This window comes from Bacteroides sp. NSJ-48, assembly GCF_014287405.1.
Classification (GTDB): Bacteria; Bacteroidota; Bacteroidia; order Bacteroidales; family Bacteroidaceae; genus Bacteroides; species Bacteroides stercoris.
The window spans coordinates 1-22301 of the sequence record NZ_JACOOD010000046.1; the positions used below are offsets into that span (position 1 = coordinate 1).

Genomic DNA, 22301 nt, shown 5'->3' on the forward strand with positions numbered 1-22301 from the left:
GTACCGAAGAGGTTCAGGTCTACCACTTTGCGGAATGCGTCCACATCGAGGTCGAGCACGGTCTTGTCCGGAGCGATGGTAGCGCCCGGCATGTTGCCGCCTGCGGCGTTCAGCAGCACATCGATAGTGCCGAAGCGTTCGAGGATGGCTTTCTTGTTTTCTTCCAGCACTTCCTTGTTCAGTACGTCGGTTACGAGAAACAGGGCTTCGGACTTTCGGTTAAGTTCGGCTTCCAGTTCCCTGCCTGCCTCTTCCACACGGTCTAGAATCACGATTTTAGCTCCTTGCTCGGCCAGATAGTTGGCGATGTTTTTTCCTAAAATGCCACAACCGCCTGTTATGACGATTACTTTGTTTTTAATGTCGAATAAGTTTTTCATATCTTCCGTTTTAAATATATCGCTTAGTTATTCTTTAATGCTTTCCAGAAACTCAATCTCTATAATGCGAAGATTGTGTTTTCCTTTATTCGCCTTTGCTTTCTTCTCCATGTCATTGGCCGCTCCGCCTGCCACTTCCACAATTTGCCCGAAAGCATCTTTATCGGTAGTACTTCCTTTCAAGCGGACGGTTATCTTATCGGAACGTACCGGCTTATCCACTTCCAAATGTACATATCCCAGGCTCTTTTCCGTGTTACCGCTCCAAATCAATTCGTTTCCGGCATACACCTCCAAAGGATAGCTACGGGAACGCCATCCGTTCAACTTGATGCAGATGTCATCAACACTTGCCTTTTCAGCTAATGTATAAGTTATCCAAGCGGTACTTAACTGACCGTCATTCGCCCATTCACTCAACTCGTTGTCATCATAGCTATTTCCCGTTTCAGTCTGGTTAGCACCCGCTTCAGCGGATACAATGGCTATGTCGCGTTTAATATCCTTATAAGAGGGAGTCAACGGTGTTTCCCCTTTATCCAACTTTCCTTTCAGAGTCAGTTGAGGCAAGTAGCCGCTCAACCCGTCCACGACCTTCACCGGAACAGTTTGCAGCGTAAGCGTTGCAGGCGGAAGTCCTTTCGCCTCGGCCATGACAACAATCTTACCGGCTTTGGTCGTGCTACGGATGAGTGCACGGTTGATACCACATTCCACCGGAAGGTTCATATCCAAGATATGATTGTCTTTTCCCTGTGCAATACCGCCACGCCATTCGGCTTCACCTTTCAAGGTAAACCGTACCGTGCGATTATCCAACGAACAACGCCTGCCGTCTTTATCCACAACTTCCACTTGAAGCAGAGCCATATCCGCTCCGTCCGCATGAAAACCTTCAGGGTTCTGCATAGCGGTAAGTTTCAAGCAAGCGGCTTCGCCCGCTGTGAACAATGTATAACGGCTTACCTCCTTACCTTTTCCGTCATAACTTACCGCTTCCAGTTTACCCGGTTGATAAGCTACCTTATCGAAAGTGAAAAGAAAATGATACGCACGTTTTCCCATACCCAGGGATTTTCCATTCAACAACAGTTCCACCTGCTCGCCATTCGATACGACATATACCGGTTTCACCGTATTTTCGGGATAACTCCAATGTCCGATAATATAGGTCTGATACTTATCCGTATCTACCCAACCGTTCCACATTACCTGATGGGCAAAGAAAGCATCTTTCTCTATGCGCATGGGATCTGTTACGCCACTACGACGATAATTTTCTTCACCGCGATAGTGTGTATTGGAATCTGAGAAGATAATCTTCGTACCACCTGCACTTACCCTTAATCCAGTATAAATCCGGAAAAACCAGACGTGCCGCTTAACAAAAACGATGCGTTTCAAAAAGTACAAAAACGACGCGTACAAGAAAAACGGTGAGCGCGGTCCTATTCTACACGACCAAAGCCCACCGTTTTTCTTTCACTTGAACCCTCTTAAAACGACCTTAAAATATCATTTAAAAGCCATTGCAGATTCAAAATAATTCACTATCTTTATGCAGTGTTAAGCTGCTATACCTAACACTTTATCCGGCTTCGTGTATAGCATCATGTCTGTATATTTAGCTTGGTAGTTTACGCTTGCACTAAACTCCACTTTCCTGCATTCCTTGAACAGGCTGCCAACAAATGGGTTGCGGTCCATCCAGTCGCACAGTTCTAAAATGGAGGCCTTGTTTGAAGTGAAGTATACGAACGAATGCCCTTTCAGAACGGTTAGCACATCCAGATAGTCAGCCAGACGCCAGGACATCCTGTAAGTTCCCACTTCAGTGGAAAGGTATGGCGGATCAACCAGGAATACCACGCCCGGAATATCCTTGTAACATTTAAACACTTCCTTGTAATCTTTGCAGGTAACCATAACCCCTTTCAGGTAATCTTCCGCTTCGGAATAATCAGCCCGCCGAATTCTATTGTAAATGGCTTCTTTCTTCATTTCTTCCAAACTGACCACATACTTCATGGCGAACAACAAGGAGGCTGAAATCGTGATATAATCCACGTAGCCGTGCTCTTTTTCCTCCCTCTCAATACGGGCTAACATTTTATCGCGAACCTCCCCGGTTATACGTTTATTTTTGGGTTCCCCTTCAGCTATCCGGCGCAAATCGGATAACAGCATATTGGTGGCTGGGATATTCGCAAGCCGGCGGCGGTAGTTATCGAAGTCGTTATACACAACGGTAGTATCAGGCCTGACACATTTGGTAATATGTGACAGCAGACCTGAACCGCCAAACAGGTCCACAAACATGGTGCTGTCCGGGAACTGTCCCAGTACCTTGATAAATTCCTTTGCAAACATGCGTTTCTGCCCCATGAAAGGAAGCGGGGCGGATAAATACATCTTTCTCATTTCATTCTGCCTTAAAACGGCCGCAAAGTTCTCCAAAATAAACGAAAAACAGTGGAAAACATAAACGGTTCCCGCTGCAAGACACATACAGCAAACTACACGTTCAGCCCGAAACGGACCGTCTCGTCACCGGCAAGCAGTGCACGGGTACCCGGGATATTGTTCTCGTAAATATGTACATTTCCTAAAAAGAGGGTGATCGACTTCAGGGGAAGTTCTATCTGCCGCGCCATCAGGTACAGGTGATAAATATCGGAAGGCAGCCCGAGGTTCGCGTCGCTGCTGCGCTGGTAGGCAGACAGAACCAGTTCCCCGTCATCCAGTTGGAATTGTACCAGACTCAAGCAGGGTGCCTGATTACTTTCGGCACCAGTCTCACCCAGGAAAAGCACATAGTTCTTGCTGTTGCGCTTCTCCCGGTTGATTTTCGCTATCAATGGCGGCAACTTCTCGAAATAAGTAGGATAACTATTCACCAGGATGGAACCGCAATAATCCCACCAATTGATACCGGCCTCCCGGTACTTCTCCACATTACGTTCCCCCTGCATGAACAGCTGGAGCTCGCTACGGAGTTTCTTACGGGCGATATTATGCCCCTCGAATATGTCAAGCAAGTCCGCCGGTGCCAGCGACAACTGCTCATTCAGAAGGTATTGTATGTTTCCCTTCTTGTTGGTCTGTGTCTTTCCCGCGACAAGAATCTTGTCCAGGATACGGTAATACTTATTCATAGCCATTTCCTCCTTCTAATATTGAAACACCCTAAAGATAGGGGAAAACGGTGCCCCAAACGGCAGAAGACAGCCTTTTCACACTGCAAGCGTCTTGCAGTCGCTCTGAAACCGTTTCACCAGGGCGTAAATCTTACGCTCGCTCACCGAATACTTCTCGGACAGTACAGCTACGGCATACGAGACTTTCTCACCATGATCCAGCAGGCGGGTATAATCCGCATACAGGTCGATATACCGGGCATCTTCCAGACGGATGCCGACCGCCTGGAGCCTTTTCAGTAGCTCCCGGTTAAAGTTTAATATCTCAATTACTTTCATACAACAAAAAAATTATATCTTTGCAGTGCCAATCATTTATTAAAATACAAAAAGCGAACCTGCGACAAAGGGTCTATGCCCCCGGTCGTGCGGGTTCGCTCGTATTGTTAATAAATGATTGGCGTCTATATTAACCAGGCCGGGGGCTTTTTAACTTTCCCAGACCTTTTAATACAACTGTTTATTTAATTATTTCTATATCTACAAAAGTACAATATTTTATTCCTAATGTTATACCTTTCAAAAATAAAAGTAGAATATTAGTAGCTTCCATACATTCTACCCACATTCTACCGGGCGTCTAAAATCAGGTGTTTTTTTCTTCCTTTTTACAGCCTTCAAATCCCGAATAATCGTATTAGAAAGAACCTCTGAATACACCTCCGTAGTTCTGACGGAAGTATGACCTAACAGCTTCTGGACGGTGGTTATCGGAACACCTTGGTGAACAAGCAGGGTCGCACAAGTATGACGGGCAAGGTGATAGGTTATGTGCTTCCTTATCCTGGCAAGGGCAGATAATTGGGCAAGATGCTTATTGGCTTCTGAATTAGGTCCGATTTTAGCAAAATCTGTTACTATATCGTAACGTTCCAATACAGCCAATGCCTTACCCTCAAACAGAAGATGTAGCGGAAGTCTTATCTCCACATCTGTTTTGACAGACTTGAAATAAAGCCACCGCTTACCATTCACACGAATAATGTTCTCAGGTGTAAGCTGGCAGAAATCGGAATAGCGCAGACCGGTGTAACAGCAGAACAGGAAGGCATCGAGTACATGGCGAAGCCTTTTGTCGGAGACCTGCAAGTTCTCCAACTTCCGCAGTTCATCCGGTGTCAGGAACTCTTTTCGCCCTTTCTCTTGCTTTATCTTGAATTTCCTGAAAGGATAAGCATCAGAGGGAATATAACCCTGATTAATGGCTTCATTCACCAAGGTACGAAGCTGCCGGAGATGCTTGGCTATCGTATTGACACTATTTCCCTTCTCTTTCAAATGCACTTCAAAATCCCTTAAAAGAGTATAGGTAATGTCTTTGAAATCCAATCCGGGACGGAACTCCTGAAGTACGGTTATCGTTGTCAGAAGATTTTCCTTGGTACTTCTTTTACGGTCGGATTCCTGCACATAGATTCTGGCAAATACGGGGAAAGTGACATTGACCGGCTTGTTTTTTCTGATAGCATCCTTCAGCAATGACAAGGTAACCGGAATGCTGCGCTTCCATAGGGATAGCTCAATGGCTTGCAAGTGTAAAATAAACTCGAATAGCATTGTGTTCAGGTCATTCGCCTGAGGATGGTTACACACTTGAGAAGTTTGTTTATCCCAGTGTTCAGGTTTCAGATAAATGTTCGTTTTAAAGTATACTTTTCGTTGGTTAAGCAAGGCTTCAGCTTGCACAAGGGCCATTCCCTGTTTGTTTAGCTGCTTCTTTCGATTATACACTAAGCGGTATTTTATTTTATCCATTTTTAAGCCAAATGTACTTTTTTGGACGAGAAGCTGCAAACCGATGTGGGAGAACTGATATGGAAAAAATTACGTGTTATAAACTCTTTTGCATTACACTATTCCCATTCAGCCCAATGGGACGGAATAAGTCTTAATATCATTGGAAACCATAATTTCTACAACGTAGGGATTCGATTGGCTACCTACTCTAATGGAGTGCCTTCTGACGGAATAGTCGGAGAGTTTTATTCCATACCATCCAAATTTACTGACATCAAAGTGCTTTATAAAAATTGGGATGTTTACGTAGTATTTACCATTGCAAAAGGGCAATCCGTTGATTTAAAATACGATTGCCGCACCCAATGCGATATAATTGAAGATATTGGTTTCATTGACGATAGCTTCACGGAGATAACAGAGACGTTATAATGAGGTTCATTGTGCGACAGCTGGCCACGGATTGAATGGCTGATTATTTTGTTTTATGCGAAAGAATATCTGGCTTTTATTGGTGGTAAGACGCTGTAATATATTGCCACCAATATTGCGTACTTCAAATAGACCAAAACAGTTACTGACTGGCATATTTTGCCATGCGCCCCATAAATTAACAAAGTATACCCCAGGTGTTGTATATTGGTCCCCATCAGAAAGAGTGGTATTCCTTTGTTTATTGGCTCCATTATCCATCAGTTCTCCCACATCCGTAAATCGACGTGGGAGAACTGATTGGTATTGTTAGTCTTGAAAAAATAGGATTGGCCAATAAAAATAATGTGAGATTCGAACTTTCGAGACCGGAAACAGATACCTGGTTTCATTTGGCGATGTGTAATGGTGGAAAGATAGAACTCATTTCGGCAGCTTCTTTAGTGGGCGCTCCAGGTTATCTATATTACATATCCTTAGTGTCTCATAAATCAGCCAGCAGTCCTTATGGGAAAGTATATTCTTTTGGAAGCCAAAGTATTGATTTCAAGCTTTACAGTAAGAAAGAGGAGAATGTTATTCACTATTATTTGAATATCACCCGCAATTGGTTGTCATTAAGTTTCCTACCTATTTTCATTGGCAAAAATGCTACAATATTGGCAGAGAATGCAGATATTCCCAATCTTGAAGAGTTGACAGAAATACCAGTTGAAAGCAGTATTGTCAGATAACTGTTATAATGGCCGGGAACTGTATTTCCCGACCATTATACCCTAATCATACTTCAACAGCATCTATTGCATCCTGAGGTAATTCGGAAATAAGTTCATTCTTTAATTCCAGTCTCGAGAAATCTGATGTAGATAGGATTGAAACTACCGGGTCATTGCTTTCAATATAGATATTCAAGCGGTTATCTTCTGTTTTTTTATACTTTAAATTAAGAAGAATCAGCTCATGACTTTTAGGGATTAAGTAGTGATAGCGAACCGAAATATATTTATCATCTACGCCATACATAACCTGTACAACAGCAAGCGTATTTTGGGCTATATAAGTGTGTCGGGTTGAGATTAAGAAATTAACCACACATTCTTGATTGACAGTCATTAATAAGCATTTTGCATTCATGCGAGTTGGAACCATTTTCTTATCCCAAAGTCCACTCTTTTGAAAGGTGGCCACTGGTATCAGTTCTCCCACGTCGATTTACGGATGTGGGAGAACTGATTGGTATCGCTACTTCTCAGAAAAACGGATTGCAGAAGTATAATTTGATACCTAATTTCTCAAATAGTGGCGGAATATGGTGCATTGGAACACTGCCCAATAATAACTTTTTATGCACCTTCCTTATTTCAGTAAATAATACATCTTTCAAGCAATGTGGGGTTTCTTTGTTGCAGATAATAGGAACTGGTACCGAGAATTTTAAGGCAAACTACAAATCCTTAATAAAAGGGACCCAGGAAGCCAAGTTTTACGCCAAATATAACGAAAAGGGCATTAATGTGTATGTTGATGCACCTGCGAATATAACTGTGTCTATATTGAGCTATAGCCACATGGCAAAAGACTTTTATTTCAACCTGGAAAAGCAGGAGTCTCTTCCTGAAGGCTGTACACAAGCGGTAGATGTTGATACTCTGTAGGCAATGTAAAACAGAATTAGTAGAAGGGTATTAACCTTCTACTAATCTATTACCCCAATGCAATAGGCACAATTTTTGTCAACTTATCTTTGATTGCATCTAAGTCTTCAAACTCCATTTTTTCAACGCTTTCAACTCCAGAATGGTCTGATAAAGGAATAATACAAACGTTCATATTACTATGTTCATGAGGTTCTATGTATATATTCTTAGTACCAACATATATGGAAAGATTATTTTCTCCGATACACACACATTTTCCTCCAAGTTTTTGATTGTAGGTTTGTGCAGCAAGAAGAAAAATTCCTATACTTGCTGCACTATATATTGAAATTAAAAATGTAGGAGTTCCATACTCTGAAATAAGGTTGACTTTTAAAACTCCATTTTCAACGCTTGATGGTGCCATTTCTTTATCGACTAAACCGTTCTTGCTTGGGGTCGCAATCGGTAATAGTTCTCCCACAACTTGCGCCAAGTCCTCTTTACTGATTAAAATCGGATTGCCGTCCTTATCCAAAGCACGTACATAATTTATCTCTTTTTTCTGAGGAAGTGCGCTTTCGACTTCCTTCATTGTTTTTATAGCTCCCATGATGATTTAAATTTAAATTGAACATTGTTTTAATCTTTTCTGAACACCACATCCTGAATCTTCCAGTTCCAGGTCTTATCGTCCTTCTTCCCGCTATTATGGAAATTCAAGGCTGACTTAATGATATTCTCTTTTAAATCGTTTTTCTTGAACTCGACTTCCGCCTTCTGCGGAAATTCCTTTACCTGCGCGGTATCTACCAGGATAACCAGCGCAACCAATAATGTGTCTAACATAATCCTTTTTATTAATATTAATATTAATAATCGAATACCAATCTCCTTAATACGCTGCCGACCGCTATGCCGGCAGCATCCGCAAGTATGTCCAGCCAGTCCCAGCCCGAACCGACCTTGCAATTCTTTTTATACATCCAGTCAGCGGCTTCTTTCGTCACGCCTGCCGTAACGGCACAGAGTTCACCCACTGTCAGCGTGATGGCAAGGCATGCAAGAAAATGCAGCAGCTTGTCGTTAATTCTTAAAAACATATCCAACATAACCATTATCCACAGTAAAAATGAATCCAATGACTACCGTCAAAAACGAAAAAGCAGGATATTTGATTGATTGAAGAAGCGTTCGTTGTGCCTCTGTTATTGGCATTCATCAGGGGACCTTTTACCCAAACATTCCGGTTCAACTGGTTCTTCAAATATACAATCCGACCTGGAGTAGTTGACCTTGGAAGAAACAGGGTAGGGTCAAAGCTTATATCCGGTCCTCCATATATGATAATATCATCGGTATCACTGACCGTATAGCTCGGTGGGGCAGACATCATACTGCTGCCTAAATTGCGGACATTCGCTGCTAATCCGGAAGCCCGTAATCTGCTTATTCTTACCGATTCACCGCTCCTGGCATTCAAATCTACATTACCCAATGCTTCTATCGCACAAGTATCATATCCGGCCTGGGCCATCACTCTTACACCGGTTGAATGGTCACCGTAGGCATCCAAACTAAGTGCCGTAATCCCATCTCCACGAATACGGCACATTGCCCCGGACGAGACATTCACTTCAAAAAATTTCCCGCCATCCTTGCCTATCCTCAATGTCGCGGTCGGATTTTCCTTTTCGTTTTCAAGTCCTCTGTTGGTTATCTTGAATGCACCGATATAACCTTCGGTCGCGGTAACACTGCCTGTAAACTCCCCGTCTGCGCCATCCAGGTGCTTCACCCGCAGATTATCCACGTCGATGAGGTCTGCATCTATCTTCCTGGCAAGCAAAAGCTGCGTACCCAGTAGCGGGTATTCCTGGATGGATTTCCAGGAAGTAGTGTCCGGATTTTGGGCTACGTCAAAGAACGGGTGCATCTCACTGTTTCCCGGTACAGGATTCATCCACATGAATACAAACCCCTTCTCCTTATCCAGGAAATATTCCCCGTTCTTGTATTTGAACGGCAGCGGTTTCCAGTCACCCTCGACCGGGAACGGGGACGGATTCTGCCGAATAATGCTGGCCCTCTTCTGAGCAAGAAGGGTCTCGCGGGCACTATCACGGTACGCTTCCACAATCACCGAATCCGCATTGCCCCACTTGTCAGACGGAAGGTAGTATTCCCATTCGGACGATGCATCGGGGGAATCCGCCGTACCGAGGTCCTTGCCGGCCGACTGGACATGCAGCCGCCAGAATACATCCAGAAGGGCCGCATCAGCCCCGCTGCGGTGCAGGGCTTTCAGCTTCAGCGGCACCATCTGTACATTGTTACAGTCCACAGAGATGGCAGCCGGCTGGCACTCGATGTCAACGTATTCCACCGGGTCAGGCTCGCTGACAGCCACGACACTCAAAACTGCTGTCACCATCATAGCTCAATAGGATTAGTGTTCGTTGCAATTACTCTGAATGTCTTGGCCCGCGCCGCATCCGTATAGGTCAGTGCGATGTCCTTGCCCTGGAACTTGTTGCTGTCCTTTCCCGACAGCGTGAACGGATTGTTTTCACCGTCGAATGTGGCGAAGTCCCAGCTTGCCACCGCCACTTCCTCTCCGGATTGGCGTTTATAGGCATACGGCGTCAGCGTTCCCGTTTCTCCCGGATATATTTGCCCGTCCGATGAAAGCCCCTTGACCTTGAATGCCGCCAGTATAGGGTCTGAGAGGTCGAACACGGTAATGAAGCCCTTTGCAATGACTTTCGCATTCTGCACAGCCTCACAACTTACCACCAGCGAACCGTCAATATCATTCGCGGCAATGTTTTGGGTTCCCTGAGTTCCGAGGTTGGCCTCTCCCGATGGCAGTTGCTTCTTCCATTGGAGCGTAATGTTCCCCAAATCGTTGATAAGGTCTCCGCCACTGTACAGCGATGCCTTCAATGTCAGCACTTCGGACGGATTGATTATCTGCGTACCCTTGTCAGAAGTAATGAATAACTCATACTGTTTACCGGAACTTTCCTGAATAACAACATCAGTTGCAAGTTCGTTGAATGCGACCGTATGCCCGCCGATTTCAACTTCCCCGGAAACGGTTATGCGGTCATTGTCATATCCGGAGATGGGCACGAGGTTCTTCATCACCCGAAGTCCCGTCATGGGATAGGACTGCGAGTCTACACTTACATTATACCCGGTTACGCGCTTGAACATGCCGACAAACTGTTCCGTATTGCACAGCCCATCCTCCCCGAATGCAAGTTCGGTACCGTTGTACTTGAATACAAGTTTGGAAGGGATGAGGATACGCCCGCTGCTCACATCCCGCAATACGACGATGACAATAGGGCGTTTGTCCTCCGCCAACGCTTCAAAGTCCGGCGTATACTTGTCACTACCCTTTGTCCATGCCTGGATAAGCGGACCATTGTCCACGCGTACATACCCGTTGACGGTCGTTCCGTTGCTCACCGCCACGATAGCCAGTGAAGCGGTCACTTGATTCTGGTTCATCGCTGGCCTCCTTTCCTTTTTCCGTCAGTCTTTGCCCCGGCCGGCTGTTCCGGACCGGTCACGCTGCCTTCACCCTCTTCCGACGCCCCGCTGTCGCTGTCCGGATTCGGCTCCTGGCTGAAACCGGGGTCTATTTCCTCTTCCTCTTCGGGTGTCACACTGAAACCGGGGTCAATGTCCTCCGTACCCTGCATCGCTTCCTGCTGTTTCTCTATCAGTTCCTTTAACTCACGTGCAGAACCGATGATGTCGATGTCAAGAAGAGTACCCACATTCCGCATCTCACTGATAGGAATGTACACCCTGCCGTCCGGAAGGGTATTCATTATCCCAAAGAATTTGCCTTCGAGCTTTGCCTTTTCTACAATTACGTACATATTGATTAAAGTTTAAAGTTGTTACTCAATTATTCATATACCGGACCCGTGGCAATGAATACCGTCTTTCCGTCAATCTGCGAGGATATAACGGCGCCTTCCTCATCGCCCATCAGGGACTCACCGATGAGAAGCCCCACTTCCGCCCGCACATGGAAGATATATTTTGCCGGGAAACCCTTGTCCGCCGGAATGAACTCCAACGTCCGCCCACCGGTTGCCAGCACCTTCTCCGGCTCGCCCGGCTTGGCACTCTGGCCTTTCCATGTGATGCGGAAAAGGTCATCGTACTCTGTACCGTACTCGCGGCGGTTGTCGAAGATGCGTATTTCATAGGCGCTCGGCTGCTTCATATCATCGGAAAGTGTAAAACCCTTTGTCTGGATAATTTCGCAATTTAAGGAAACGGCCATCTCCGTCTTTACCTCAATTACCACTTCCAGCCGCCCGTCAGTAGGAGCCTGCGGTCTGTTGCCCGCATATTCACAGGCACGGCAACGGAAACTTGCACCAGTGACATACTTCGCCTGATACATCAGCTTTCTTGTATATACACCGTTCCCATCGTGGCAGACAATACCGGGGTCATCCGGCGTAACAGGGCGGTATGCTCCGTCTTCGAGGATGTCCCAGAAGTATGCGGCGTGTTCATCATCCACCGGTTCAGTACCCGTATAGAGCTGCGGTTCTATCTCCCTGTCCCAATAACCGGAACGGTCGGCCAGGCGAAGCGGGTCGGTCACCATCACGGTATCACCCTTCAGGCGCAACGAATACGCCTTGTTGTCGTACAGGTGCGAATACGACCTGATGCTCCTTTCGACCCTGACCTCGCGGTTCGTGCGCGGGTCCGTGAATATCGCGATACCGAAATACTCCACCGGCTTCTCCGGCGGAATGTTCTTCCGGATGGTAAGCGCATATTTGGGCACACCGCCGCTGCCGTCGGAAATGCTGTAATACTCACCCTCGACGATGCGGTTGGCCGACTTGTCACGGGGTGCGCCCTCGAACCACTCCACCCCCGTGAGTTCCATTTCACCAAATACCGTCTTCTCATCGAACGCCGATACCTTCGGCACGATGACCAGCGGTGTCAGGGTCCGGTCGGGGCTGTATTCCCGCAGCTGCTTGTCATACGTCTGCACGGGACTGCCCGACAATACTATTATCTCTCCCTGAAGGGAAAGGGGGGCAACGTAAATACGGCCCCACTGCTTGTTACTCTTTAATCCCATATACCTAATTCTTATACGATGTCAAATCCTAAATTCTTATCCACTTCCTCCAACCTGCCGTTTACCGGAAAGAACACCCGGCAGGTGAATATCACGGACTTGCTGACAAAACCGAAATCCGAACCGACCCCGTGCTGGTTCCCGTTGTCAATATGGATGGCAAGCCTGTTTCCGTCCACATACTCAGGCGTCCAGAGGTTGTCCGCCGGTACATTGCCACTGTTGCGGAACCACTCCACTTCGGTAGCATCGTCCGCCATCACATCATCCGTTATATCCGTAGTTCCGAAATATATACGCCCGGAAATTACCTCATCCACACCGCCTATGACGAATGCCTCCCCGCCTGATAGGGAGAGTTGGAGCGAATACCTGCTGTCGCCCTCAAGGAGTCCCCATGACGGGGAATTCCATTTCGGTTCGTCGGTTGTCTTATCTGACAGACAGCCCCACTTGCAGCCAAGGTGGTAGACCGTATGCTGTTCCAGCAGGGTATATTCACTGCCGGAAGGTTTCGACAGTTCGTGCTGTACAAAGCGATAAGGAGCGCCGCTCTGGGCCGTTTCCAGCGACCAGATCCCCCGGTCTACCTTGCTGGGAATGACATCACCGTTATAATCGAACTGATAGAATTTCTCGGCAATGACCGTCTGTGCAACGATGCCAACATCTTCGGTTGTCACCGGCAGTTTTTCGAGTGCCTTGATGTTAGGGAGTTTTCCAATTGTAAGCGCATAGTTGTAGTCCTCCAATATCGGCTTATAGACATTGGACAAGAACATAATCCGACCTTCTCGTGAAGAAATCATCCACGACTGTGCCCGCCCGTTAAAGCCGCCTGCCTCAGGAAGCGTACTGTTACCCCTGCGGGTTACGTTGTAACCGGCCAACGGCGGATAGTTCGTGCCGCCCGGCACTTCGCTGTCCGGATAGAGCACGACCGTTATGCTATTATCCTGCGCATTGGTAGTAAGAATACGCATCCAGCTTGTATGATACTCGGAACCGCCCGTAAGCAGTGTATTAATGATGGAAAAGCAGACATCATTCTCCTGGAACTTCATGAAGTCGAAATCCGTGCGTTTCTCTATTTTCAAACGATAGGTGCTCTCGCCCAAATCCTCCACGGATTCTATCTTGCCAATCTCGGTGAAGGAGTAGTCAGACTCCATTCCTTGAATCTGGTTTATTATCAAGTCAAGCACTGATAGTGAACCGCGGACTTCCAACCGTTCAAATTGTCCTCTACCATCAGGAAATATCCCTGCACCCTTGCCGGCAATCATACTGTCTACGAATTCGCCGAACCTTACCGGGTCCATGAAGGTTTTCGTACCGTATGCCGTGTCCGGATATAACCGGGAAAAGAAGTCATACAGACAGCGGCGTGCCGAATACAGGTTGTTGTCCGTCGGAAGGGTACGGTCGCCGGTCCTGATTATATCGGGAAGGGACGATGCGACATCACGGATATAGTTCTGCACCCCGGTTATGCCGTCCCGTATCTGTTCGAGCGTTCCGGAACTCAGGGCGTCGCTTATCTCCAGGTCCATCTTCGAGGGCAGGTTCACATTCCGGGTAATCTTCGTGATACGGCTGTCACGGTAGCCGGTATCCGGAAAATACTTCCGGCTCTCCAGCCTTACACGCCGTCCGATGAACAGGTCCGCACCGTGCTCCTCAACCCATACATGGTCAGTCGGGGCCTTGTAGACGCCGATGTCCTGCCAGTGTTCCCGGTTGTACTTGTCTACGGCATCGCTGAACTCCTTTTCGGCCGACGGGTAATACTCGTCGGGCATGCGGATATTCCAGATTATATAACGGTCGCCCACCTTCGGGACAAGCGTGTCACCCGGAAGCTGCATGCCGTCATCATAAGGCCAGATGGTCACAATCTCGAACTCACGGGTATCGCTGTCGAAATTGACATCGAAATAGTGTCCGTCATCCTTGCCGAGCCCTGCAAGCTCACCGTCCTGGAACGATACGCGCTTGACCGCTCCGGGAAGTTCATAACTGTTCGGGTCGAAATCCAGGGAAGCGTCACTGAAATAATATACCGTATAGGGCTCACCGTCCTTGTCCTTCACCTCCTTGCTGCGCACGCCGCTTACCGTACCCACACGCCTGGGATAGATACCGCTGAAGGCATCGCGTTCGTAGCGGTCGAATATGCCGTACTCGTCAACGCCCACCTCGACAAACTTCTTCCCGCCCGGAAGCATCAGGCGGCTGCTGCCGTACTTTTCCGGGTCGATGTTGCGCGAGGAGCCTATCGGGAACAGGCGGGTGTAGAACCCGGCCGTACTGCCCGTGACGCGTTCCAGGGAAACCAGCCCACCGCCGTAACCCAGCGTGATGCTTTCCCCGTGCTCGCAGCGGCAGACGTTCACCGTCTGCCCCTCGACCCACCATTCGGCCTTGCCGCCCACTTTTTCGGCAATCGCCTTCAGTGCCTCGTTGCAGTACATCCCCTCGTAATCTATGACGATGAGTTCCGTACCGTCAACCTGCCCGACCTTCCAGTCGGTGACATTCCCCATGCCGGCATTGACGGCACTGACCACCAGCGCCACATGCTCCCGCGGCGTGGCTGTCAGCGTGAACACCGGTTCGGCATCGCCGTCCGTCGTCTCCAGTACAAGGAAACGCCTGACGAGGCTCTCGATGCCGTACAGTTTCAGGTCATAGCGCCATTCGCCTTCACTCACCTGCTTCGGCGTGTAGCGTTCCGTCAGCCAGTAACGCTCGCCCATGAAGTCCGTGTAGTCGTTCACATCGACGGCTATATGGGCATGGTGCGTGAAGGAGAGGGCCAGCACGTTGTCACCCTGCACCTCCTTCCGCTGGGTCGAGCTGTCATCAGCGGCGATGTCCGCCCGCCTGTTTCCTTTCCTGTCGTATATCGTAATCATGTTCGGTTATCGTTTAAATGCCGTTTGAATGTCTTTTTAATCCGTCAGATGACCGGTACGGGTTCACGGAACTTCACCTTGAACTTGCCCGCATGCACTCCCTCCCTCCACAGATAGGTCAGCGGGGTGAACTTCGTGCAGTCCGCATATTTCAACCGCAGCTGCAGCCCCAACTGGGGGAGGCTGATGTCCAGCCAGCCGTCTTTCCCCTGTTTCAGGAAGTTCACAAAGGCGAAGTACTGTCTCATCCATCCCGCCTTTGTCCGGTTGAACAGGGCGAAGTTCAGCGTCACGTCACGCGCCTCGTTCCTCGGGGTGAGCACGGCGCTGTATTTCTCCCCGTGCTCCTCCCGTATATCCACGGCCGTGTCCTTCTTGGCCTTGCTCGGGGTCAGGATGGCCGTCAGGTTCTCCATGCCGCCGCGCCGGTCTTCCACCAGGAATACACCGTATTCAGTCCAGATGTCCGTGCCGTTTACCAGCACCAGACCGCTCAGTATATCTGCCATATCAGTTAAATTTTATACCGTCACGTTTTATCGTACGTATATCTTCCTTTATCTCGCCCAGGCAGGCGGTACCCAGCCTGGTGTGCTCCTCTATTTTAGCCAGGTATCCTTCGGCCGCGCTCATCTTCTCCGCGACGTTCTCGATGCCGCTGTCCATGCTTGCCCAATGCCGGAGACCGCCGGTGAACATGCCCTCCAGCTTCGTGCCCTGCTCCTGCGTCATGGCGGTGAAAGCGCCGGGCTTGCCCGTCTGCACCGTGCCTTCCTCCTGCACTTTGTCGTAGCCCGTGGCGGCGGCAAGTTCGTCACGGAGCTTCATGGCCTCTTCCACCATTTCGTTCCAACCCATAAAATCTCCGTCGCCATTCAGCAATTTATCCATTTCATCAGGGTCTAATTTACCATCATTTTCCATGGAATTACCGAATCTGTCATACCATGCCCTCAGCTTGTCACTGAACTGTTCACCGATGGCGTTTGACAGCATTGCCTGCATGAAATATTTGGATATGTCATCAGTGAAATCCTCAGCACTCTTCTCCATATCCATCAGACTGCTTACAAAACTGTCATACATGGAATCGAATGACATTCCGGTCAGACCCTCATAAAGATTATCGGTCAGCTCCTCCAGCTTGCCGGCCTGGTCTATATAGTCATCCAGCTTCTCGGTCAGTCGCCCGCCGTAGCCGCCCTTGCCGGTGTTCTGGATTTGAGTCCACATGTCCACGTTGCTGCGTAGTGCCTTCATCTCCTCCGGGCTCAGGCTCCACAGGTTCCCGTCCCACTGGCGGCCTATCTGCCCGCTCAGTTTGTCAATCTGCGCCTGGCTGAATCCGCCCCAGTAGTAGTTCCAGGAATGGTGGCTGCCGTGGTAACCGGCCTGCGCCATAGCCATCTGCAGGTAGTTCGAGTTTGTCTCCTGCTGCATCCTGTATGCATCGCGGTAGGCCGCCACACTCTTCGCGCCCTGGCCCCGCCTGATTGAGTCGGTCAAATCCTCAATAGAGGTCTGCAGCATCTCATTCCGGTCGGTCAGCCGCTCCATGGTGGCCTGTACTTCCTTCGCGTTGCTGCCGTTCCAGTCGATGATGCCGCCCAGGCTGAACACCTGCTTCACCGCTCCGCTTACCGCCTTGATACCGCCGGTAATGATGCTCATCGGTTTTGTCAGGTCTATGCTTTCCAATCCGTCCAGCGTCTGCCCCAGACCCTCCAGGTATTCGCCCATCCATTCCGGGGGATCAATGCCGAACTGTCCCGCCAGTCCCAGCAAATCCTCGGCGACTCCCACGTATTCCTTCACCTGTCCCACGCTGCCGTGCAGAGCATCCGTGGCTTCGGCCAACGCTTTCTGTTTCGTATTCCGGGCGGCATCCAGGGCCGCCTTGGCATTCTTCTGCTCGGCCTCAGTCCCTTCTTTCACCGCCTTGTTGTAGGCATCCTGCGCTTCCTTGACGGATATAGTCGCAGATTTCACCTGTGACATGGATGTCCTCAACGCTGTAAAAGGATTGCGCTCGTTCAGTTTCTTGTCGATCGAATCTATTGCACGGACCAGGTCTTTCAGGCTGTCCGGCTGCAGTTCCTTTTGCGTATCGATATATTCCTTCAGCCGGATTCTAAGGGACTGGAGACTTTCGGTGGACACCTTGTCGAGATCACCGAACACGGCTTCCCAGTCCAGCCCTTCCTTCAGTTCCTCCATATCGAAGTCGGCCATCTTTTTCTTCAATTCTTCCTGGAGTGTTTTCCGTTCGCCTTCTGTGGTGGCTGCAGCAATACGCTTTTCATACTCCTCAGTAATAGCCAGTTTCTTTTCCTCGTAGTTGCCATATTCCGACAGGTAGTCACGCATGGCCTGGCCTTCTTTTTCCTTTTCTTCCTCGAAGGTGGCCGTAATGGCAGTACTCCGGTTCTTGTCGTTCGAATCGCGGGCTGCAACAAGGGCATCTGTCTGTTCCGGGGTCAATCCGTTCCCGCCGGTGGATATGCCGGCTTCCTTGTTCTCACGCTTCCAGGCGGCTTCCTGCCGGTTTATCTCTTCTTTCCGGGCGTTATAGTCATATTCGATTTGTGCCAGTTTCTTTTCGGTGCCGGCCTGCATGCGGTCTATTTCCTCTTTCCGGTTCTCGGCCTGGAGTGCCGCAAGTTCCTGCGCCAGCCTGCGCTCGGTGGCAAGCCGCTGTTTGGCTTCCGCTTCCGCATTCTTACCGGACTGTTCGGGGTCGGTATGTCCGCCGATATTCCCTTTCCCGGCTGCTTCTGCGGCTTTCTTTGCCTCTTCCTTGGCCTTTGTCAGGTAAGCTTCGCGTCTCGCCTCTGCCTCCTTGATTTTCGCTGCCTTGTTGGTCTCATTCTCCTTGTCCACTTCCGCATCCATTTCTTGTGGGGTAAGCCCGACATGATGGGCTCCCATTTTGGCCATAAAGCGGAAAAATCCGCCATGTGCGCCTTCCACTTCGTCCGGATTCTGGGCTTTGATTTTATTCACCTCTTCATCTGCTTCTGCAGCTTTGTTGACAAGGTTCTGGACATTGGCCTGATGAAGCAGCACCTGCACATAGTCCTCGCTTTTTTGGATAAGGGTGTCATACCACCCGGATAAGGTCTGATAATAACCGAAACTTTCCCCGTACTTGCGGTTCAGCTGCTCCACCTTGGCCTTTTCCTGTTCCTTGCTGCCGGTGAAATTCTTTATTTCGTCGATGACCGATTTGAGCTCGAAACGGGTACGCACCATCTGGGCGCGGCCGTCCTTTTCTATCTCGGTCATTTCCCTGAGTGATATGTTGAATTCGTCCACACCTTTCCTGGCACTGAACAAGTCTTTTGTCCACGCCACGATCTCGTCACCGTGCATCACCAGCAGCATGATGCCGGTGGTGAACGCTGTCTGCCATGAAAAGAGGGAGGAAAGCACCTGCTTCCATACCGGTATCCCTTTTTTGCCGGACTTCTGCAGCTCGTCGTATTCCTTCCGGGCACGGGCCAGCTCGTCTGTAAAAACCGGCAGGTTGTTGCTGATGGCCATAAAGAACATCTGAGGTCCCATGGCCAGCGAGGGCATTTCACGGGCTATCTGCTGGATGCTGTTGTGCAGGCCGCCCAGCTGGCGTCGGGCGTCGGGCACATCCGCAGGCGTAACCTGTACGGATTCCGATTCCTCCTGCAGCTGCTTCAGCCTGGAACGCAACTCCTCAAGAGTCTTTTCCAGCGCGTTAATCTGTACGATGTTCGCACGCTGGTCCAGGTTGGGGGCGGCTGTCTCACCGGCAAGGCGCAGCCTTTCCAGTTCAGCCTCCAGCAGTCTGACGGTATTACGCAGTTCCAGCGCCTCACGCTCGGCCTTGTCCATGCCGGGCGTGAGTTTGTCCTTCATTAAAAATTCAATTTCTACAGGTTTGCTCATTCCAGTCTGCTTTGAAAAAATCCTACAATATCATTCGCTTCATCTTCCGCGCTGGACTCCGGTCTGGAATCATGGTTTCCGCTGCCTTGCTTTTGACGCACATACCGGGGCGCGTCGCCCAGCATCATAATCAGCGTCTGGTAGTTCACACCGTCCAGGATGTAGTCCACACTCCAACCGGTCGCGGTCGCTATCTGCCACACGAAGCCGAAAGGGCTATGGGAACCCTCATAACGGGTTCTTAACTCCCCTTCCTTGCCCGGCTCAGTCTCGGCTTCATCGGGTTCGCCCGCGCTGCCGACCTGATAATACGCATAAAATCCTCCGTGCCCATCATCCGCTCAAATGTCCGGAACATGGCCGTCAGATAGCGCCACTCTATGAAGTTCCGCAGTACCCAGGCCGTCAGACCGATACCCGCATGCCGCGACACGTAGCCCCGGCATACCGTATAGGCCAGCAGCCGGCTCACTGCCTGACCATGCTCCGCCACAAAGGCCAGTTCCTCCGCCTTGTCTTTCGGCTGCCAGTCGGGCTTGACACCCATCTTCAGGTATTCCCTGGCCAGCAATATCTGCCCCCGCAATCGCGGCCGCTTCATCGTCACACGCATCTCCACGGGGCGTTTCAGCCAAGGCAGCTTCCACTTTTTAAGAGGAACGGACACGCCGCTGTCAAGCAGCGCGTCCGCACATTCCATTTCTATCAGTTGTTCCAATCGGTCGGCCATACCTTAATTCTTTCTGCTTTTGGCCTGTACAGACGCGGCTGCTTCCGCTGCCGGAAGCTTGTACTGTTTCCACTCATCCGGAAGGGCGTCCGCATAGAACACACCGTAGGGCTGCGAACCGTCCTCCGGCATAGCCACCTCAAGCGTGCATTCTATCTTGGCCGTTTCCGTAAGCGTCAGCTTGCCGCCCAGGTTGGAAAGCAACGTACCGTTCGGTATCAGTACGCTCTGTCCGGACACCAGGCTGAGTTCCCACGGTCCCTGCATCAGGATGGCGGTCTGCGGAGCGGTCCAGCCTACAGGGTTCTTCTTCTCGCTGTCCTCTGTCCTGTAGTGCAACGAACCGCCCAGCAGTGCATGCAGGTTCTTGTAGTCCATCTGGATTACATTAAACGTGGGGGCAATGCTGCCGTTGCTCTGAGGAATAACCAGCACCGGGGCTCCAGGCGCCTGTTCAGCCTCAATCTTCGCGGCTTCGGGTTTCTGGCCGCCCAGGTCGAACGAACCTTTCTCGATGTAACCCACCACAAAGTCCTTGTATTTCACGGCACCGATGCCGTACATGAAATTCTTGTTCATCATTTCTTCAGTTTGATGGTTAATAACACACCGGCAAACAAGCCGGCCAATACACCTATGATAAATACCCGTACCGGGTTCGGAGGGCGTTTTTCTTCCGTTTGAACGTCATTTAAAGTTCCATTCCTGGTCTCGCTGCGGATGCGCGCCAGCTCTTCTTCATACCATAGCACCAGCTGCTGCAGACTGTCACACGAGGCTTCGGCCACGATGTTCCCGCTGCCGTCGCTGCCTACGGTCAGATTCGCCTGCCCGCTCTTACCACGGTACACGGCACCTTCAGGAAGTTTACGGAGGCTGTCCGGCGGTATCGTCAGCTTCACCGCACTCGCCGGTATCCCCGCCATCACCAGTCCCGCCCGCCGACTTCCGCCCGCGCTGTCGACGCTTGCCGCTTCCGTCTGTATCTTCTCCGCCATCGTGCTCTTCCTGCTGCTTGCGCAGCCCGCCAAGCACAGGGCAATCGTCATGATGGCGGCAACTGTTGGCCGTGTCAATAGCCTTCCTGAGCCGTGCCATCTCGCGTTTGTTCGCCTGCAGGTCTTTTCTTGTTGCATTCAGTTCTTCTTTTAACGGTTCGACAATATTCTCTATCAGGATGCGCGTGGCCTTGTCCACGTTGTCGATACGCACGGTCTCGGCCGTGGCGTTCGCCTTCCTGACAGTAGGCCTGATGGTTATCAGGGCCGTCAGGGCGGTGGCAAGACCGCCGCCCAGGACAAGGTTCAGCAGCTCGTTGAAATCCATAGCGCATCCAGGCCGGACAACCGGCTATTTGCCTGACGCCTTTCTGACGAACAGGCCGATCAGCCACTGTATGAAACCCGTATCGGCAATGCCGTTGGCCACAAGGGAGGAACCCAGACCGTAAAGAAGGGCGATATACCACTCCACATCCGACACAAAGCCCGCATCAAGCCACCAAAGCAGCATCGCGGCGGCAATGCCGGTAAGCCAGCTCACAAGCTGCGTCCAGATGCCTGACATTTTTGGAAAAAGTTTCTTGATACCCTCCACAAGGAGGACAACGCCGCCGGCGAAACCGGCAAAAGTCGCAATCATCGCGTCATAGTCAGCCTCAGGGGTCACACCATCCTGGGCAAAAGCCACGGATACGAATCCGAGCATCAGTGCAAAAAATAATAGAAATCGTTTCATCTGTCTTTTGATTTATTGGTTTATACCTATTTCTTTCAGCCATTTCTGTACATCGAAGCTGGGGCAGGCTTTCGCCGCCAGTTCGTTATGGCCCACAATGCGAACATCCGGGAAACGGCGGTGGAAATCCTTCACATACTTCTCCAGCGCCTTCTCCTGACAAGCCGTGCGGGTGTCTTTCGGGGTCTTCCCGTCCCCGGACACTCCCCCGGCATATACGATATGACGGCTCACACTGTTGTAACCTTTGGCTCCGTTGGTCACTTCCCAAGGGTCCACCTCGGCGTCCTCGTTGTTGTCTACAAGACGTTCCACACCCCCGTTCAGGTGGAACAGGTCGGTATAGCCCACCTGCTTCCAGCCTCTTCCTCCCCGGCACACCGGAGAAGTATGCCATTTGCGGATGTCCGCCGATGACACCTCACGCCCCTCCGGGGTGGCCGTACAGTGAATTACCAGATACTTCAACTTTGCCATG

At 50.0% G+C, this 22301-nt stretch carries 26 protein-coding genes and 2 pseudogenes; 3 read left to right on the forward strand and 25 right to left on the reverse strand.

The window, feature by feature from the left end; translation table 11 throughout:
- The 6 genes and pseudogenes from H8S52_RS16500 to H8S52_RS16525 form a co-directional block, all read right to left on the reverse strand.
- Positions 1–380: SDR family NAD(P)-dependent oxidoreductase (locus H8S52_RS16500; RefSeq protein ID WP_186910230.1), on the reverse strand; the 380-nt coding region annotated here is incomplete at its 3' end.
- Between the two features lie 27 nt (positions 381–407).
- Positions 408–1751: pseudogene (locus H8S52_RS16505) on the reverse strand (DUF4982 domain-containing protein); the annotation flags it as partial.
- 195 nt (positions 1752–1946) lie between these two features.
- On the reverse strand, positions 1947–2801 hold the full coding sequence (locus H8S52_RS16510) for a DNA adenine methylase (protein ID WP_186910231.1): 855 nt from the start codon (positions 2799–2801) through the stop codon (positions 1947–1949).
- Between the two features lie 95 nt (positions 2802–2896).
- Positions 2897–3541: a thymidylate synthase gene (locus tag H8S52_RS16515; protein ID WP_182416751.1), complete on the reverse strand. Its 645-nt coding sequence runs from the start codon at positions 3539–3541 to the stop codon at positions 2897–2899.
- Positions 3542–3613: 72 nt separating this feature from the next.
- A complete protein-coding gene (locus tag H8S52_RS16520; RefSeq protein WP_117907504.1) occupies positions 3614–3856 on the reverse strand; it encodes a hypothetical protein in 243 nt (80 codons plus the stop codon).
- Positions 3857–4135: 279 nt separating this feature from the next.
- The gene (locus H8S52_RS16525) at positions 4136–5332 is read right to left on the reverse strand and encodes a site-specific integrase (RefSeq protein WP_186910232.1); all 1197 of its coding nucleotides are present in this window, start codon (positions 5330–5332) and stop codon (positions 4136–4138) included.
- 45 nt (positions 5333–5377) lie between these two features.
- Between H8S52_RS16525 and H8S52_RS16530 the strand changes: the two genes are divergently transcribed.
- Positions 5378–5746 (forward strand): hypothetical protein, encoded by a 369-nt coding sequence (locus H8S52_RS16530; RefSeq protein ID WP_186910233.1) that lies wholly within the window; start codon positions 5378–5380, stop codon positions 5744–5746.
- Positions 5747–5752: 6 nt separating this feature from the next.
- Here the strand turns inward: H8S52_RS16530 and H8S52_RS16535 are convergent, their stop codons facing one another.
- Positions 5753–6019 carry a pyocin knob domain-containing protein gene (locus H8S52_RS16535; RefSeq protein WP_186910234.1) on the reverse strand — a complete coding sequence of 89 codons (267 nt, stop codon included), beginning with the start codon at positions 6017–6019 and terminating at the stop codon, positions 5753–5755.
- Positions 6020–6033: 14 nt separating this feature from the next.
- On the opposite strand from H8S52_RS16535, the gene H8S52_RS16540 reads away from it, so the two are divergent.
- Positions 6034–6480 carry a hypothetical protein gene (locus H8S52_RS16540; protein ID WP_186910235.1) on the forward strand — a complete coding sequence of 149 codons (447 nt, stop codon included), beginning with the start codon at positions 6034–6036 and terminating at the stop codon, positions 6478–6480.
- 46 nt (positions 6481–6526) lie between these two features.
- Here the strand turns inward: H8S52_RS16540 and H8S52_RS16545 are convergent, their stop codons facing one another.
- Positions 6527–6952 carry a hypothetical protein gene (locus H8S52_RS16545; protein ID WP_186910236.1) on the reverse strand — a complete coding sequence of 142 codons (426 nt, stop codon included), beginning with the start codon at positions 6950–6952 and terminating at the stop codon, positions 6527–6529.
- Between the two features lie 14 nt (positions 6953–6966).
- On the opposite strand from H8S52_RS16545, the gene H8S52_RS16550 reads away from it, so the two are divergent.
- A complete protein-coding gene (locus H8S52_RS16550) occupies positions 6967–7401 on the forward strand; it encodes a hypothetical protein (protein WP_131796851.1) in 435 nt (144 codons plus the stop codon).
- Between the two features lie 49 nt (positions 7402–7450).
- Here the strand turns inward: H8S52_RS16550 and H8S52_RS16555 are convergent, their stop codons facing one another.
- The 17 genes and pseudogenes from H8S52_RS16555 to H8S52_RS16635 form a co-directional block, all read right to left on the reverse strand.
- Positions 7451–7996: a hypothetical protein gene (locus tag H8S52_RS16555; RefSeq protein ID WP_186910237.1), complete on the reverse strand. Its 546-nt coding sequence runs from the start codon at positions 7994–7996 to the stop codon at positions 7451–7453.
- A gap of 29 nt (positions 7997–8025) precedes the next feature.
- Positions 8026–8232, reverse strand: coding sequence for a hypothetical protein (locus H8S52_RS16560; RefSeq protein ID WP_186910238.1), 207 nt, complete (start codon positions 8230–8232; stop codon positions 8026–8028).
- Between the two features lie 23 nt (positions 8233–8255).
- A complete protein-coding gene (locus H8S52_RS16565) occupies positions 8256–8486 on the reverse strand; it encodes a hypothetical protein (protein WP_186910239.1) in 231 nt (76 codons plus the stop codon).
- Positions 8487–8500: 14 nt separating this feature from the next.
- A complete protein-coding gene (locus tag H8S52_RS16570) occupies positions 8501–9820 on the reverse strand; it encodes a hypothetical protein (RefSeq protein ID WP_186910240.1) in 1320 nt (439 codons plus the stop codon).
- Positions 9817–10902: a hypothetical protein gene (locus H8S52_RS16575; protein WP_016661646.1), complete on the reverse strand. Its 1086-nt coding sequence runs from the start codon at positions 10900–10902 to the stop codon at positions 9817–9819. The genes H8S52_RS16570 and H8S52_RS16575 overlap by 4 nt, the downstream gene beginning before the upstream one ends.
- Positions 10899–11279, reverse strand: coding sequence for a hypothetical protein (locus H8S52_RS16580; protein ID WP_117741879.1), 381 nt, complete (start codon positions 11277–11279; stop codon positions 10899–10901). The genes H8S52_RS16575 and H8S52_RS16580 overlap by 4 nt, the downstream gene beginning before the upstream one ends.
- A gap of 29 nt (positions 11280–11308) precedes the next feature.
- Positions 11309–12517, reverse strand: coding sequence for a hypothetical protein (locus tag H8S52_RS16585; protein WP_186910241.1), 1209 nt, complete (start codon positions 12515–12517; stop codon positions 11309–11311).
- An 845-nt stretch (positions 12518–13362) separates the two neighbouring features.
- A pseudogene (locus H8S52_RS20040) lies at positions 13363–15435 on the reverse strand (hypothetical protein); the annotation flags it as partial.
- Positions 15436–15479: 44 nt separating this feature from the next.
- On the reverse strand, positions 15480–15944 hold the full coding sequence (locus tag H8S52_RS16595; RefSeq protein ID WP_117741877.1) for a hypothetical protein: 465 nt from the start codon (positions 15942–15944) through the stop codon (positions 15480–15482).
- A 1-nt stretch (position 15945) separates the two neighbouring features.
- Positions 15946–19356, reverse strand: coding sequence for a viral A-type inclusion protein (locus H8S52_RS16600; protein WP_186910242.1), 3411 nt, complete (start codon positions 19354–19356; stop codon positions 15946–15948).
- Complete coding sequence (locus tag H8S52_RS16605) at positions 19353–19559, reverse strand: hypothetical protein (RefSeq protein ID WP_117741875.1); 207 nt, start codon at positions 19557–19559, stop codon at positions 19353–19355. Before H8S52_RS16605 ends, H8S52_RS16600 begins: the two co-directional genes overlap by 4 nt.
- Positions 19560–19597: 38 nt before the next feature.
- Positions 19598–20086, reverse strand: coding sequence for a hypothetical protein (locus H8S52_RS16610; RefSeq protein ID WP_186910243.1), 489 nt, complete (start codon positions 20084–20086; stop codon positions 19598–19600).
- Positions 20087–20089: 3 nt separating this feature from the next.
- Positions 20090–20665 (reverse strand): hypothetical protein, encoded by a 576-nt coding sequence (locus H8S52_RS16615; RefSeq protein ID WP_186910249.1) that lies wholly within the window; start codon positions 20663–20665, stop codon positions 20090–20092.
- The gene (locus tag H8S52_RS16620; protein WP_259296497.1) at positions 20665–20988 is read right to left on the reverse strand and encodes a hypothetical protein; all 324 of its coding nucleotides are present in this window, start codon (positions 20986–20988) and stop codon (positions 20665–20667) included. The genes H8S52_RS16615 and H8S52_RS16620 overlap by 1 nt, the downstream gene beginning before the upstream one ends.
- The gene (locus H8S52_RS16625) at positions 20954–21412 is read right to left on the reverse strand and encodes a hypothetical protein (RefSeq protein WP_117741872.1); all 459 of its coding nucleotides are present in this window, start codon (positions 21410–21412) and stop codon (positions 20954–20956) included. The genes H8S52_RS16620 and H8S52_RS16625 overlap by 35 nt, the downstream gene beginning before the upstream one ends.
- Before the next feature lie 24 nt (positions 21413–21436).
- Entirely contained in the window at positions 21437–21823 is a 387-nt protein-coding gene (locus H8S52_RS16630) for a hypothetical protein (protein ID WP_186910244.1), read from the reverse strand.
- 12 nt (positions 21824–21835) lie between these two features.
- Positions 21836–22300, reverse strand: coding sequence for an N-acetylmuramoyl-L-alanine amidase (locus H8S52_RS16635; protein ID WP_186910245.1), 465 nt, complete (start codon positions 22298–22300; stop codon positions 21836–21838).
- Between the last annotated feature and the right edge of the window lies 1 nt (position 22301).

What these genes read in the sequence shown, in the direction of transcription:
- H8S52_RS16510 (WP_186910231.1), bottom strand. Translation starts at nt 2,801, where the DNA reads ATGAGAAAGATGTATTTATCCGCCCCGCTTCCTTTCATGGGGCAGAAA.
- H8S52_RS16515 (WP_182416751.1), bottom strand. Translation starts at nt 3,541, where the DNA reads ATGGCTATGAATAAGTATTACCGTATCCTGGACAAGATTCTTGTCGCG.
- H8S52_RS16520 (WP_117907504.1), bottom strand. Translation starts at nt 3,856, where the DNA reads ATGAAAGTAATTGAGATATTAAACTTTAACCGGGAGCTACTGAAAAGG.
- H8S52_RS16525 (WP_186910232.1), bottom strand. Translation starts at nt 5,332, where the DNA reads ATGGATAAAATAAAATACCGCTTAGTGTATAATCGAAAGAAGCAGCTA.
- H8S52_RS16555 (WP_186910237.1), bottom strand. Translation starts at nt 7,996, where the DNA reads ATGGGAGCTATAAAAACAATGAAGGAAGTCGAAAGCGCACTTCCTCAG.
- H8S52_RS16560 (WP_186910238.1), bottom strand. Translation starts at nt 8,232, where the DNA reads ATGTTAGACACATTATTGGTTGCGCTGGTTATCCTGGTAGATACCGCG.
- H8S52_RS16565 (WP_186910239.1), bottom strand. Translation starts at nt 8,486, where the DNA reads ATGTTTTTAAGAATTAACGACAAGCTGCTGCATTTTCTTGCATGCCTT.
- H8S52_RS16570 (WP_186910240.1), bottom strand. Translation starts at nt 9,820, where the DNA reads ATGATGGTGACAGCAGTTTTGAGTGTCGTGGCTGTCAGCGAGCCTGAC.
- H8S52_RS16575 (WP_016661646.1), bottom strand. Translation starts at nt 10,902, where the DNA reads ATGAACCAGAATCAAGTGACCGCTTCACTGGCTATCGTGGCGGTGAGC.
- H8S52_RS16580 (WP_117741879.1), bottom strand. Translation starts at nt 11,279, where the DNA reads ATGTACGTAATTGTAGAAAAGGCAAAGCTCGAAGGCAAATTCTTTGGG.
- H8S52_RS16585 (WP_186910241.1), bottom strand. Translation starts at nt 12,517, where the DNA reads ATGGGATTAAAGAGTAACAAGCAGTGGGGCCGTATTTACGTTGCCCCC.
- H8S52_RS16595 (WP_117741877.1), bottom strand. Translation starts at nt 15,944, where the DNA reads ATGGCAGATATACTGAGCGGTCTGGTGCTGGTAAACGGCACGGACATC.
- H8S52_RS16600 (WP_186910242.1), bottom strand. Translation starts at nt 19,356, where the DNA reads ATGAGCAAACCTGTAGAAATTGAATTTTTAATGAAGGACAAACTCACG.
- H8S52_RS16610 (WP_186910243.1), bottom strand. Translation starts at nt 20,086, where the DNA reads ATGGCCGACCGATTGGAACAACTGATAGAAATGGAATGTGCGGACGCG.
- H8S52_RS16615 (WP_186910249.1), bottom strand. Translation starts at nt 20,665, where the DNA reads ATGAACAAGAATTTCATGTACGGCATCGGTGCCGTGAAATACAAGGAC.
- H8S52_RS16625 (WP_117741872.1), bottom strand. Translation starts at nt 21,412, where the DNA reads ATGGATTTCAACGAGCTGCTGAACCTTGTCCTGGGCGGCGGTCTTGCC.
- H8S52_RS16630 (WP_186910244.1), bottom strand. Translation starts at nt 21,823, where the DNA reads ATGAAACGATTTCTATTATTTTTTGCACTGATGCTCGGATTCGTATCC.
- H8S52_RS16635 (WP_186910245.1), bottom strand. Translation starts at nt 22,300, where the DNA reads ATGGCAAAGTTGAAGTATCTGGTAATTCACTGTACGGCCACCCCGGAG.